Origin of the sequence: Bacillus sp. Marseille-Q3570, from assembly GCF_946151055.1 — a bacterium.
GTDB lineage: Bacteria > Bacillota > Bacilli > Bacillales > Fictibacillaceae > Pseudalkalibacillus.
In genome coordinates this window covers 163,572-178,853 of record NZ_CAMGYZ010000005.1, presented here as the reverse complement: position 1 = coordinate 178,853, position 15,282 = coordinate 163,572, and the positions used below count along the sequence as shown (strand labels likewise).

At 39.1% G+C, this 15,282-nt stretch carries 10 protein-coding genes; all 10 read right to left on the bottom strand.

Going from position 1 to position 15,282, the window contains the following annotated elements:
* Nucleotides 1-18 precede the first annotated feature (18 nt).
* Nucleotides 19-1,395, bottom strand: coding sequence for a TIGR00366 family protein (locus N8M93_RS10655; protein WP_261131696.1), 1,377 nt, complete (start codon nt 1,393-1,395; stop codon nt 19-21).
* Nucleotides 1,396-1,481: 86 nt separating this feature from the next.
* Complete coding sequence (locus tag N8M93_RS10650) at nt 1,482-2,462, bottom strand: enoyl-CoA hydratase/isomerase family protein (RefSeq protein ID WP_261131694.1); 981 nt, start codon at nt 2,460-2,462, stop codon at nt 1,482-1,484.
* A gap of 167 nt (nt 2,463-2,629) precedes the next feature.
* Nucleotides 2,630-4,516: a sigma 54-interacting transcriptional regulator gene (locus N8M93_RS10645; RefSeq protein ID WP_261131693.1), complete on the bottom strand. Its 1,887-nt coding sequence runs from the start codon at nt 4,514-4,516 to the stop codon at nt 2,630-2,632.
* A gap of 79 nt (nt 4,517-4,595) precedes the next feature.
* Complete coding sequence (locus N8M93_RS10640) at nt 4,596-5,555, bottom strand: hypothetical protein (RefSeq protein WP_261131691.1); 960 nt, start codon at nt 5,553-5,555, stop codon at nt 4,596-4,598.
* Between the two features lie 211 nt (nt 5,556-5,766).
* Entirely contained in the window at nt 5,767-8,292 is a 2,526-nt protein-coding gene (locus tag N8M93_RS10635) for an NEW3 domain-containing protein (protein WP_261131689.1), read from the bottom strand.
* Between the two features lie 284 nt (nt 8,293-8,576).
* The gene (gene argH / locus N8M93_RS10630; protein ID WP_261131688.1) at nt 8,577-9,983 is read right to left on the bottom strand and encodes an argininosuccinate lyase; all 1,407 of its coding nucleotides are present in this window, start codon (nt 9,981-9,983) and stop codon (nt 8,577-8,579) included.
* 18 nt (nt 9,984-10,001) lie between these two features.
* Nucleotides 10,002-11,687: an iron ABC transporter permease gene (locus N8M93_RS10625; protein ID WP_261131686.1), complete on the bottom strand. Its 1,686-nt coding sequence runs from the start codon at nt 11,685-11,687 to the stop codon at nt 10,002-10,004.
* Complete coding sequence (locus tag N8M93_RS10620; protein WP_261131684.1) at nt 11,687-12,769, bottom strand: ABC transporter ATP-binding protein; 1,083 nt, start codon at nt 12,767-12,769, stop codon at nt 11,687-11,689. Before N8M93_RS10620 ends, N8M93_RS10625 begins: the two co-directional genes overlap by 1 nt.
* Before the next feature lie 48 nt (nt 12,770-12,817).
* Nucleotides 12,818-13,906, bottom strand: coding sequence for an extracellular solute-binding protein (locus N8M93_RS10615; RefSeq protein ID WP_261131683.1), 1,089 nt, complete (start codon nt 13,904-13,906; stop codon nt 12,818-12,820).
* A gap of 16 nt (nt 13,907-13,922) precedes the next feature.
* Entirely contained in the window at nt 13,923-15,086 is a 1,164-nt protein-coding gene (locus tag N8M93_RS10610) for an ROK family transcriptional regulator (protein ID WP_261131681.1), read from the bottom strand.
* Nucleotides 15,087-15,282 lie beyond the last annotated feature (196 nt).

The window sequence follows — 15,282 nt, the reverse complement described above, 5'->3', positions numbered from 1 at the left end:
GATTCAAGGTTGCCGTTTTTATACCGGTAGTACAGAAAGGCAAATGATCCAGGTCAAACCTACTACCAATAAAATAGGTAGACAGTAGCCCATAAAGTCTCTAACTCTCAAGCGAGTTCCGACTGCTAAGATCGGGAAATATAATAAAGCCCAGAATGGTTGAATCAAATTTGTCCAGATATCCCCATAAGTGATCGCCATGATTGTTCTTTGTAACTCTACACCTAATGCTTCACCAGCTGGAATCAAAAATGGTGCAGTTGCCGTAAACTGAGATCCTGCTGATGGAACAAACATATTAATAGCACCAGACATAAAGAAAGTAAGAATGGGAAACGTTGCTTCTGTTGAAAAACTTACAATTGCTTCCGTTGCAATTGTCGCAAGCCCTGTACCTACTAGAATGGATGCAATTCCGCCATATAGAGGGAACTGTAATCCGATCGAACCTGTTGCAATCAAGTTCTTTGTGAAAGATTGGGCATAACTCATAGCATCTTTTTGAACAAGCAGTCCCATTACTAGAGCGATGACCGCAACCGTGTTCAAATTCAGACCACCCAGGCCATTTCTTGCAAAATAAATGATCAGGTATAACAATCCAATCAACCCGACTACTAAAATCACAGGTCTGAATGTATTTATTTTTTCAGCAAAGGATTTCTCCATTGCAGGCTGTACAAAATCGTCCTCAGGTAATGGTTCTGCGCTTGCAGCAATTTCCTCATTGGATTGAATAGCTAGATCATTGAAGGTTACAATTTCTTTTTTGTTTTTTGCGATAAAGTAGAAAACAATTGTTGTAATAACTACGATCAGAAGACAAGAAACGAGGTTTAATGTAGAAAAGGTGGTTTGTTCTAAGCTGACTAATCCTCCCATCAATTCAGTGAATTGACCTTCTGTTGCAACGAATAGTGGAATAGAGCCAGAGATACCGGTAAGTGAAATGGTAAAAGAAGAATACGCAATTGCAGATATGAGGCGATAATCGACTCCTTTAATCTGTTGTCCCAAGGATCTTGCAAAAATCGCCGTAACGATAGGACCGATGTACCAACCGATGAAAGATGTTACAGCACCAATGATTCCTGTTGAGATATAGGCAGCCATCGGCGTTTTAACAATAGCAGCCATTTTTTTGATATATTTTTGTACAACTGGCGTATCAACCAAAACAAGAGCAGCAGCATAAGTGAACATCAATTGGAATGCAAAGGTGAACAACCATGGAATACCTTCAAACCAATGATCAAGAACACCGATTGGGGAGCTATCGGTGAATATGACACCTAACACCATAGCAAGAACCGTCAATATTAAAGCGAAAATCAAAGCATCAGGAAAATACCGACTATACCAATTTGCAACTGCTTCGGAACGAGAAAGTTTCATAAATCCCCCACACTTTCGTTTTTATTAGAGGGTGACTTCTGCAGCATTGTCCCTGCGCATTCCTGCTTAAGTCACCCTTTTGAAGCTTATTTGCTTAATGGTCCTCCACAAACTCCGCAGTGATTGAAATATTCAGGTATATCCTTTGTGCCACATGAGTCGCACTCTAACATCGGAGCCCCCCATAAATGCTCTGAAGAACCACCCGATGCTGCTCTTTGTCGAATTTTTTCATAGTCAGGTTTCCGTTTTTCACTAAATGCCCTCATTGATTCATACGTTTCATAAGTACCTGTGTGTACCGATAACCAATCACGAGCATGTTGGACTGTCAGACCAAAAGAAAGGTTACGCCAGAAGTTCGTTTGTTCTTTCGTATAGCGTACACATTCAGGCAATTTATTAAGGAGTTTCTTAGCCATTGTTTGAACGGCATCATCAAGTTCTTCATATGGAACAACCTCGTTAACAAGCCCCCATTCTAATGCTTTGTCCGGTGAAACGTCTTCATTCAACCAAAGAATTTCTCTTGCTCTACGATCACCAACGATCAAAGGAAGCCATTGGGTTGCACCTCCAGCAGCTACACTCCCATGTGAGTTCCCAACTTGTTTGATATAACCATGATCAGCCATAATTGCCAGGTCACAATTGATATTGAATTCATTACCACCACCAACAGTAATACCATTCAAACGAGCGATTGTAGGTTTACCTATATTTTTCAGCTTTTCATGTGCTTCAATGAAAGCGCCCATCCATTTCCAATAGTTCCTTGGACGATCAAGTATTTCATTATTCTGTTCTTTCATATCAGCCCCTGTACAAAACGCTTTATCGCCAGCACCAGTAAGAACGACTACCCCTACCTCATCATCCCAGGATGCAAGTTCGAACGCCCTTGTCATTTCTCTCAACGTTTGGAAGTTCAGACAATTATAAACTTCTGGACGGTTAATCGTTACTGTCGCAATCCCATCTTTCTTTTCATAGATGACTTTCTCAAATTCCGTATCTTCAGGTTGTGTTGGGCTTAAAAAATGATCTTTCGTGGAAACTTTAGTCATAATAAAAAACCTCCTGATTTTTTTATTCACTTTTATCAAATGCAAGTTCCGTGCCAACTTTATAAAAACCGACAAAATAACATTTTTGATTTTTCTGAATTTTAATTTCTTATATTGTGTTCAGAAAATAAATAGGACTGTTCAAAAATTGAACAGTCCCTAAACACTTATGCCATAAGGTCTTCATTATTTTCTTTTATCTTTTTCCAAATCGTCGTTCGGCTTACCCCTAATAGTTGTGCAACTTCTTGTTTGTTTCCATCGTATTTTTCATATAGGTTGCGGATTATTTCTCCTTCCATATCCTTCATAGAACCTATATTGACTTCTATAGTTGGTCGATTACTTCTCGATATTTGGGTATGATCGTCGAATATGACATCCTTTAAATCCTCTGATAAAACATTTTGCATCACGATGATACGCTCTAAAACATTTTCTAATTCTCTTATATTCCCAGGCCAATCATAAGCAAGCAATTCATCCATGATTTTTTTATCAAGCAGATTAATAGTTGAATTGTTTTTATGGAGGATGTGGTTTATCAATGGGATCAAGTCATCTTTCCGATCTCTAAGAGGAGGTAATTTAATTTGCAGGATGTTCAATCGATAGTAAAGATCTTCTCTGAATTTTTTATCCGAAACAAGTTGTTTTAAATTTTTGTTGGAAGCAGAAATCACACGGACATTCACTGGGATGATCTTTTCTCCCCCTATCCTCATCACTTCTTTTTCCTGCAAGACTCTTAGCAGCCTTGATTGTAGATCCAGGGACAATTCTCCCATTTCATCTAGAAAAAGCGTTCCTTGATGAGCCATTTCAAACAAACCCGGTTTGCCACCCTTTTTCGCGCCTGTAAATGCCCCTTCCTCGTATCCAAACAATTCACTTTCCAAAAGCTCTTTTGGTAAAGCAGCACAATTCACTGCAATAAACGGCCCATCCCTTCTCGTACTCTCATTATGTATACTTTGAGCCATCAATTCTTTTCCTGTACCACTTTCACCATGAATAAAAATACTGCTCTCTGATTTACTGAACTGTTTCGCTATCGTAATGGTCTTCTTCATTAAATTGCTTTCATAGATGATATCATTGAATGTATGCTTCGCATAAAAACGTTTACTTTGAAGCTGTCTCCTCAGCTTCCCATCCAATTCCACTAACTTATTTACTTCCTGAAAAGTAATGACAAAGCTCTTATTATCTTCTTCCAATCGAACCCTATTGACCACATATCTTTGATTACCTAATCCAACAATTTTCTTTTCAACCGTATCTCCATCACCATATAATTTTTTTAAGAATGGATGATGGATTTTATCTAGATTTCTTCCTATCACTTCACTAGAATTAAGTCCGATCACTTTTTCTGCAATGTTATTATAAATTGAAATACGGCCATCCTGGCTAGTGGCTATGACCCCTTCAAACGCTGATGATATGATCGTTTCTAAATGTGCTTGCCTTAATTTTTCTTTTTCATAAAGCGAATAAGTTTCGACAGCTTGATTGATAGCATCTAGTATGGCCTCCCGAGCCGAATCTACAACATAAGATTTTATTCCTTTCTTAACAGCGGTGTTCGCCAAGCAGTCAGCAGTTCCAACAATCACACTGGCGATCTTGCTATCTGCGACATCTCTTATATGATTCGTAATATCCTGCTCATCTTTATATTGCCTGAGTATGATTTCAATCGAGAACAACTCTTCCAATAATTTAAGGTCATACTTTTGTGTGTTCTCTTTAGAATCAATGAACACAATTTTGTTTCCTAATTGTTTTGCCTCATTGAACGTTTTCAAGAGATCGAAGCCATTAACTTTTATTTTTATAACAGGAATCGAAAGCTTTTCATCAAGAAAATCTGCAGTAGCACCACGAGCAATAATGACTGATACGCCATATTGTTCAATTAAAAGCTTTGCCTTGGTCAATCCTCTTTTTAAAGCACCCTGTTTTATATAGACGGGTATGTTCGTTTGTTTCGCTACTTCTTCTGCAATTCTTGTAAACTCTATAGAAGGTGAGATTATTCCAATCTTCATATTTATAAATCCCCTTTTTAAAGTTGATGGCTAATTTACCGTGAATTTTCTATAGATAAGAATTCCAAATGAAAAAAGATTAAATCGGCTTAATTTCATGTACTTCGAAATTCTGCCCCTCGAGTTGTTTTGTGAGTTCCATCGTAATACTCATCCAATACTTAGTTTCCTCTTTTATTTCACTAGAAGCTGCACCGCTGAATATTGGTTGTTTCAATGGTGTATCTTTTTGTGTTTCTGTTTCGACTACTATTCTTCCTTCGATTAGAACAGTATCTACTAACAAAGTTATTTCTAAATGCAGTCCCTCCAACAATAATTTTATATTCCAATCATTGGAAGCTTCTGATTGGTGAGCAAATAAATAATGTCGAAACTCTTGCTCAATGTTTTCAGCAAAGTTAAGAATAATTACATTAGACAAATAGCGGTTCTTCTCTGCCTTAGTTGAATACTCTAAATCCAATTCATCGATTGGCTGCTTAAGCATTCGAATATCATGACATTTTTTCATCATTTGTGTTATGGATGAGTAAATGGTGATTTCAAGGTCTTCAAAAGGAGTATGACGGATATACTGATCAATTTCCTTATTTTCTGTTATAAAGTAAGCATGTTGGATATTATTCTGTTTTAAAAATTGGATATAGGATAGCCAGGGGATAAATTGTTTGAAATTCCCTTTTGTTACTAAATCTGGGGTGATATTGCTATAGTAAGGGATTAGGTTTAAAACTTTTCTTGATAGCAAATTGTCATAGTACGACTCTATTTGAGCATTGTATTCTTTTAACTTTGATGACGAAATAATCGGAGTTGTATCTTTAATGAGCGAATGTAGATTTTTCATCTTAGGACTTAATTCATTCAATAGATTCTCTAATTGTCTTTTGTATTTTCTTTGAATCTTAGAAATGTTTGATTCATAGACTAGGATTTTCAGTTGCTTGTCTTTTGCCAGTTTTAGTAGAAGTTTGTGGTGAATGGATTTAAAGAAAGGATCCTTTGAAATATATTCCGCATCCAAAAAAACGTACATTTTAACACCCTTCCCATATAGTATTCCGACCCTTTTAGTCTGATTATTCTGAATTTTGGAGATATAATCATATATTATTTAATTTCTACTAATTATGATAAATTCCTCCAAAGTAATCTTGTACCACGATAAGTTAGATTATAAAAAAGAGGTCAAAATTCGACCTCTTTTATTAAGCATTTCTTTAAAACCTTATTTGACCACTCTAATTTTATTCTGCTTTCGGATAACTGATCAAGTTTGTAAAGATACGATATCCTCCAGGTACTTGATTTTGGATTTGTCTGTACCAAACAAGGTTAGTATAGACATAGCTTCCTTCACCATAATCCGTGTACAGAATTCCACCATCGAATGTATCTCCATCCAAATCAGTCATGTTGATAAGTGTTTCATAATCGTCATCCCATTCCATTGGGTAATACAGGCCTCTCTCTTGTACCCAACCATCCCAGTCTTCTGCTGTAATATCATTTGGGTAGTTCAGTAAGGTGTGGTCTGGTTGTAAGACCTCATATTCTGATGCTTCATCCGTTACACGCCATTCAATTGAAGGCTGACCGATCGTCAACGGATAAGGGGCTGTAGCATTTGGATCCCAGTTATCCCATGGTTTATTATATTGGACAACCAAATGACCGCCGTTCTCAACATATTCCAATAAACGTGCATTGTTGTTCAATAAGTCTTCTCGTGAAAGATAAGCTCTTATTCCCGTCACGATCGTGTCATATTGCGACAGATCTCCATTAGCTAATTCCCCTTCAGAAATACGTGTCACATCCATTCCAGCGTTGATCAGGTGATCGGCTACCATATCGAATCCGGACTCAATGTATCCAATCTTCAGATCTTCTGGATAGTTCAGATCAAAGGCTACTCCGTGTATTGCTGCTTCTTTTAAATAATAAAAGGTCCCGATATGATCGTAAGAAATCTTTTGTACTGTTGTATCGAGTTTCTTTCCTTCCACCTCTGCTACTGGTTTGATTTCAAATTCTCCATTTTCAGCCCCTTCTGGAGGTGTTACGGTGAAGGAGACATTCTTCGAAGTTTCATCTTCTCCAAACACAACTGTTTGACTTTCAACTGCCTCCCATCCTTCCGGGAGATACAAGGAAACCTCAGCTGTCAGCGATCCATTTGAATAATTCGTTACATTCACATCAATTGTTTCTTCCTTCATTTCTTTAGCTGTATTGACAATCATGCTAGCAGGGTCCGCTTTCAAACTAACCTCTGGGAGAACTGCTATTGTTTCTTCGGGGTCATATTTATGTTGAACTACTTGTCCTTCCACCTTATAGGTTACTTCAGTTGATAAAACACTTTCTTCATAAGGTTGATAATACTCAGCATCCTCTGGAACATGGATTTTAACGTCAAAGGTCTGTCCGTCACCCGGCGCTAGATTCTTAGCTTGCGTGCTTCCAACAACATCCCACTCTTCCGGCAAGTTCAAATGAGCTGTTACGTCTTTAAGCTCAACATCCCCATTATTCTTCAAAGTAATGGTTACATCATTACTTGTACCTTGAGTCAAATTAGAAACGGTGACATTTGTCGATACTTCTAATTGGGATGCGACTTTACTGGAATTTTCTAACTGCTCTTCTTTCACATCCAATCTGTGTAATAGATCCTTTTTATCAATTTCATTGAATTTGAACTGCTCTACAAATCGTTCGGTTTTATGAAGTTGCTTTAAGGCACTGTGGGTATCTTTCAATACAGATTGATGACTTGGATAAGCCTCGATTACTTTTTCAAGAGCAGCTTGCAGTTTTTCTAACTGGCGCTTGATTTTTCGATCACTACGTTTTAAATCATCTGCATATTCATTAAAGTCGTATGGGATACCTTCGAAAATTGTATCTTCCTGTTCTGGTATTTCGCCAACAGAAGAATTGACTAGATCCAAATAGACCATTTCTGACCCTGGTTCAACTTCTCGACCCATCCCCTGGCTTTTATGAAGATATCTGGACTCTTCACCGATTTGAGGATATGTCTGATCATATACTGGGTCATAATCACCAACCTCAATCCCTACTGTTGCGGTGTCTTCTGACTCAGCAGGTAAATATAACTTCTTGATTTGCCATGTGTCGAGGCCTTCTTCTTCAATTTGTTCGGGAAAAACAGTAGGATCAGCAGCGTCTTCAAAGGCTTTCTGTGACAAAATCGATATTGCTCTATGGTGGCCATGTTGAGACTCAACGTTTCGGAAGGATGGCATGACGATGTCCGGTTTATATGTGCGGATCAATCTGATGAAACGTTCATAGGTTTCTTCTTCTCCCCATTTCTGCAATGTTTCATCGGGTGATTTTGAAAACCCAAAATCATAGATTTCATCATCGGTCGTTTGGCTTAAATGAAATACTTCTACACCAGTAACCTTTGAAGCTTCAATCAATTCTCTCGAGCGGATAATACCAAGTCCGTTTCCGAGTTCTTCACCAATCTCATTTTGACCACCCTCACCTCTGTTTGCAATCAAGCTAGCAGTATGTACCCCTAGCCCCCGTGATAAGTATGCTAGAAGGTGGCTTCGTTCATCATCCGGGTGAGCCCCTGTATTCAAAAAGCTGGTTATCGTTTCAAGAGGCTTTACAGCACTCCAAAGTTCTTCGTCATGTTGTTCTTGAGTTGTTTGTCCATTTGAAACAGCAGGGGTCAAAAGGGTCAGTACCAATAATAAACTTAAGGCAACCATCCATTTTCTTTGCAACATTCATATTTCTCCTTTCGAAAATCGTATTTTCAGAAAGACATAAAACGATTACAACCTGCGTTTCGGCCAAATCACCTCCTTGTTTTAAACAATAATTCAGTTAGTTAACTTTACTAATCAACTAACTGCAAACGACAAGTTACCTAACAATTCCTCAACAATATCCAATCACCTCCGAATTTTTACTAATTGTGACTATAGTTGTTATAAAAATTTATAAAACAGGAAGTAAATAATGGTAATAAAGGACGTTCAGCTTTACCGCCTATTCCGTCCGGTTTTAATCACCATTGTGACTTTCTTCTTTCAATCATATCTTTTACGATCATTTCGTTCGTTCCACCGGTCACCTTGCGTCGATCAATGAAATGCTTTGGACATACAACCTCTTCCCAGTCCCCTTGCGAAATTTCCACCTCTTCCATCCACTGGTTGACTTCTACTGCCGAGAGTTCATATAATTCTTTATTTATGCTATCTGTCATTTTGGCAATTTGACTGGCAGTATGATGAGCCTTCCTGAACGGGATATCATATTTCCTTGCCAGGACATCTGCTAAATCTGTAATGGTAATCATATTTTCGCGAGCTTGCTGAAATGCGCGATCACAATTGAAACTCATTGTTGATACGACTGCTCTCATAAGCTTGAGCACACGCAGGCTTTTTTGGAATCCATTATATAGATGCGGCTGTAAATCATCTTCTGTATCCACGATGTCGCCATAAGGGGTGTTATGGATCATTTGAAGGACAGTCAAGCCCTCTCCTACTGCACTGCTTGCCAACGCGCGGCAATGCTCGATGGAAACTGGATTCCTTTTTTGGGGCATGATACTGCTGATTTGTACATAGGCATCCGATACCCGTAAAAGGCCTACCTCTTTTGAAGCCAATCTTAAAAACTCTTGGATCCAGCGTCCCATATTCGTCATTAGACTGATGATCACCTGACTGGCTTCTATCAAATAATCCCCTGTAGCAATCGCATCATAGGAGTTCTCAACCACCCCTTCAAAATGAAGAAGTTCAGCAACCCGTTCACGGTTGATATTGAAGCCGGTCGTAGTAATCGCACAAGCCCCCATTGGAGACTGATTCACTACGAGCAGTGCGTTCTGCAACCGTTGATAATCCCGATATAGGTTATCAGAAATCGCTACAAGATAATGCCCGAAGGTTGTCGGTTGGGCAGGCTGTGTATGGGTATGGGCAGGCATGACCGTATTGACATGGTCTTCTGCCTGGGTTATCAGTGCATGACCTAACATCTTCACCTCTTGAATTACTTCATTCAGATAATCACGGATCACCATCCGGTACATCGTTTCGCCCATATCATTCCGACTTTTTGCGATATGCATCTTACCCGCAAGCTCTTCACCGATTAATCCTGCTATTTTAGATTCGACCAAGAAAAACAAGTCTTCGAATTCAGCTGAATATTCAATTGTCTTCCTATCCATAACCGAAACTTGATCGACAGCATGAATAATCTTTTCGGCTTCCTCTTTAGAAATGATGTCTTGTTCTTTAAGCATGATGGTATGTGCTCGATGAACCCTCATCATACTTTCAAATAAATGGGCACGTTGGTCCTGGAATATAGGCATTAACAATTCGTTTGCAAAGGTTTTTCCTGGAAAAGAAGATCCGTCCTGCTCTTCAAACGTTTCTTTATACGTTTTCATCTTACTTTCACCTCTTTTTTACATTGTATTTTCCGATTTCACACCCAGGAACTTATATGAAATAAACAATACGATTGCGATCAACCCAACTTGGATCATGCCATATGCAGCAGCTTGACCAAGGTTGAACATCCGCAACTGATTCATGATTTCAATCGATATAGGTCGATTCCCTAAAGTGTATAAGAGAACTGACGTCGGAAATTCTCCAACAGCTTGGACAAAGGCAAGCAAGGTTCCGCTCAATACCCCAGGCATAATGATCGGAAGGACGATTTTACGGAACGTGTAAAACCACTTTGCCCCCAAGTTCTGGGCAGCTTCCTCAATGGAGTCGTCCAATTGTTCCAATACAGCTGTGGTCGATCTAACGACTAGAGGAATGAAACGTATGAAATAGGCTAATGGTAAAATCCAAAAGGTACCTACCAATGTTTGCCCAAAAGAAAATGGTGTCGGTTTATTGAATGCTAAAATCAAGTTCATTCCCACAACAGTAGCAGGTAGAGCCCAGGGGATCATCACAAGGATGTCGAGCAGATTTTTTCCGATGAATTTCCTTTTTACAAGAGCATAAGATGTGATGATTCCAAACGCAAAGCAACCGAGGGATGCAACAAATGCCATGAATAAACTATTCCGGACTGGATCCCAAATAGCAGTATCTTTGAACAAAAGAATATAGTTTTCCAGATTGAAAGTTGTCGGATATATCTGCCATGTCCATGTTCCTTCTGGTACCAGTGATAAAACCAATAAAGTTGCATGAGGTAACAGCAAAATGATCATCGCAAGTATACCGATGAACACCATCGTCCATTTCAAAAAAGGATTTCTTACTTCACTTCTATGAGCTCCGATCCCTTTGCTGGCCATTCTGTAATCACGGCGATTCTGGAACCACCTCATAAATAACAGAAATGAGATTGAGACAGCTGAAAGAATGACTGATTGTGTAGCCGCCATTTCCAGGTTGCCATTAATTTTCGAAAAGTAGATTTGAAGGCTCAGTACCCGGAAACCTCCCGCTAATAGAAACGGAGCACTGAAGGAAGCCATCGAAACCATGAATACGAGTAAAGAAGCTGCTACAAGAGCTGGGGTCAACAACGGAAATGTCACCTTCCAAAAAACAGTCCATCGGTTAGAACCAAGATTATAGGCAGCATCTTCAAGGGATGGATCGATATTGTTTATCGCGGAAGAACAAGTCATATAAAAGTATGGATACATTGTATAAGCATGAACCAGCAAGATCCCCGAAACCCCACCGATACTGAATGGAACTTTCGAGAGGTTGAACAAGTCTTTGATCGCATTCGGCACAAGCCCAGCTTCTCCATACAAAAACATGAATGCCATGACTCCAACTAAAGAAGGCAGCACAATCGGCATGATTGCTGCTCCAGAAAAAAACTTCCTGCCTGGAAAATCATAACGGTTGAATATGAACGCCAGCGGAACTCCTATCAAGGCACTGAACAATACGGATAAAATTGAGATGTAAACAGAATTCCAGAGCGCTTCAAGATTTGAAGAAGACTTTGAACCGAAAAAGTCCGCATAGTTCTTTATGGTTGCAACACCATCACGGTGAAAGCTTTCAATTGTCGTTTCAATCGAAGGATATAGGACATACCCTGTCAGTACCAATATGATGGGAATCAATAGCAGGACAGTTTTCCGTTTTTCTGCATTCAACATTATGATCTCTCCTTCATTGAAGGGACCACTCTGATTTTTTCTGGAGGTAATTGAAGAACAACATCAACACCTTCTTGTAGATATGTAAATGAACCCTCGTTTAAAGTTGTGACTTTCAGTTGAACCCCTTCTGCCAGTTCAATCAAGGTGTGGACTGCAGCACCAGTAAATTGGACAATTTTAACTTTCCCTCTCAACACATTTGGACCTGACATTTCCTCTTTACTCACTCTTATCGCTTCTGGTCGGATAGAAATTTTCAGGTTCGGGTTTGTTTTAAGCTGTTCATCCAATGGTTTTTCCACATGAATGTTTAACCCAAGGTCATCACATCGAAAACGATTATTATCATAGTCCACCTTGTATAGATTCGTTTCACCAATGAATTCCGCTACAAAGTCATTAACCGGGGCATTGTAAATTTCGGTCGGTGTGCCGATTTGCTGACAAACACCTTCACTAAAAACGGCAATACGATCACTCATGGACAATGCTTCTACTTGATCATGTGTAACATAGATGGTTGTAATGCCATAATCCCTTTGTAAGCGTAAAATTTCTGTCCTCATTTCATCTCTTAATCTAGCGTCGAGGTTACTTAAAGGTTCATCCAACAATAAAATGTCTGGCTCGATAACCAAAGCCCTTGCTAAAGCCACACGTTGTTGCTGGCCACCACTCAATTGACTGACCTGACGATCGATAAATTTTCCTAAATGGACTTTTCCGAGAACCTCTTTTACTTTTTCTCTGATTTTCGAGCGTTCCATTTTACGTACTTTTAATCCAAAGGCAACATTTTCAGCTACGGTCATATGTGGAAAAAGGGCATAGTTTTGGAAAACCATGCCCGTATTCCGTTTCTCAGGTGGAACCGTAGTCATGTCACGATCATTGAACTTCACTTTTCCTTCACTAGGGTAATAGAAACCAGCTATCATCCTGAGAGTTGTTGTTTTACCGCACCCACTTGGACCGAGGAATGTAAAGAACTCCCCTTCTTTAATTTTCAAATCAAGTTCTTTGACTGCTGTCACATCTCCAAACCTTTTCGTGATGTTGGATAGATTCACTGCTGACATTGACAACAACTCCCCTTTTCCAGTTCTGTTCAACAAATTGCGGTTCTCTTACTCGCTCTTGTCTTTATCGGTACTTTTAATATTTTCATCCCAATGATCCATCCATTCTGCTTCCTTCTCCTGGAAAACTTTCCAATCGATATCCATCGGTTTGATTTCAGTGTTTTCAATCCAATCAGGAAGATCATCTATATCATCGCGTGTCGGGATTCGGTAGTATTTTTCTGCCAAAAGCTTAGCTGCTTCCTTTGTATTTACGAATTCATAGAATGCTTTTGCAGCTTCTGGATGTGGTGCATCCTTTACAATAGCTATGCCTTCTGTCAATACTGGGGTCCCGCTTTCCGGAATTACATAACTGAACGGGTAGCCTTTTTCTTCAGCAAGCATGACTGTATCAGGCATATTCCATACAGAAATCGTTCCGACGCCTTTTGCCACCTGGTTATACATGACTTCAGGATTGGCACTGTACTCTTTCGTATTTTGATCCAACTTTTGCAACCATTCATATCCTTCTTGAGGATCCTGGCTTTCTTTATATGAACGGTAAATCATAGCTGAATAGATTGTACGCATTGTCCCTGAAGCCAATGGGTACCGAATGATAATCTCATCATTCCACTTAGGATCGAGAAGATCATCCCAGTCTTTTGGTGCTTCTTCTTCAGAAACTTCTTTATTGTTGTAGAGGATCACTTCTGGTGTTTGAGAGGTACCTGACCATGCCCAATCTTCATCATGATACATATCATCTAATGAGTCGGCATATGTAGGTTTGTATTCCATCAATAACTCTTGTGACTTCGCTTCATCAAACATGACTTGAGGTGCCCCCCACCATATGTCTGCTTGTGGATTGTTTTTTTCAGAGCGCACTCGGTCGAGAACCTCTTGTGATCCCATATCAAGGAATTCCATATCGACGTCGTATTCTGCTTCAAATTGTTTTTCGAAATCACTTAATATATCTTTACCATGCGGAGAATACACGACAACTTTATCTTCTAGATCTCCACTTTCTTTCTTATCTGAAGAGCCTTCCTCGGAACCATTGTCACCTGCCATACAGCCAGCCAAGACAAAAACGAATAGAAAAAGAAAGGACCAAAAAATCTTTTTCTTAACAAATTTCAAAGCGAAAACCTCCCTGTCAAATTTTAAAAATAGAATCATATTCTTTAAGGAATAATGCACTTGCTCCAATCACCCCGGCTTCTTTACCTAAGCGGGTAGGTATCACTGCACACTTACCAGGGGTGAATTTTTCAAGGATCTCTTGCAGCTGTCCTTTGAAGCTTTCATAAGATCCGCTTATACCACCTCCTAATATGATAATTTCAGGGTCTAATAAGGAGATGTAATTTGAAATACCGATACCCAGGTTTTCAATAGCAAAGTCAATGACTTCTTTTGCATCGTCATCTCCCATATCTGCCATTTCAAAAGCCTCTTTAGCAGTGACTTTTTTATTGATTCGTCTCGAGAGTTGTTCTCCTATCGAAATCCCTCCTGCCATGCTCTCAAGAAATCCGAAACCTTTAAGAACAGGATTGAAATTTCGTGCCATTTTCCTGTCAGTTACTTGATAACCGATTTCTCCTGCACTATAGTTACTTCCACGGTACAGATTGCCATTAAGAATGATTCCGCTTCCGATTCCAGTCCCGATTGATATATAAATGATGTTTGATTTATCCTCACCTGCTCCAATCCAATGTTCACCTAATACAGTGATATTTACATCGTTGTCTACGAATATGGGTAAATCATAGAATGCTTGCAGCTTTTCTTTAATCGGAAAATGGCTCCATTTTAAAGCAGGTGCTTCCACGACAATCCCCTTGTCCACGTCTGTAACCCCAGCTACCCCGACTCCAAGTCCAAGAAGGTCACTAGTAGTCAACTTAAGTTCATTAAGCATGGAGTGCACATCTTCTTGTAAGCGCTTAAATAAATCTTTATGTAAATATTCCTGGGTTTGAAAATCGCGATAAGCATGGACTTTCCCCTTCAAGTCTGTTACACCTGAAGCCACTTTCGAACCTCCGATGTCAATTCCGATGATATAAGAATTGCGTTCGTTAAAACAAAGCTGCACCGGTTTACGCCCACCTGTGGTTGAAGAATTCCCCATCCCAACCTCATAAACAAAGCCATCCATAAGTAATTGATTGACAAGTTGTGACACAGTCGGTTTACTGATTTTTACCCTTTTTGATATCTCCGCTCTTGAGATCGGTTCATGCTCGATGATGCAATCTAATACAATTTTTGTATTCATATTTTTGATGTAAGCCGCATTCCCCTTTTGCATTCCTTTAACTCCTTACAATCAACATTTAGTTTGTTAAGTTAACTTATTAACCTAGTGTAGGTGAGATATACTCTATTTGTAAAACCTTGTATTTCGTGTTTATTTGAAAATACTATCCATTTTCTTCTTTTACTGCCGTATAACTCTAATTTTCTAATTTTCGCAATATTTCATCAATTTTTTTCGTTATGTAAGA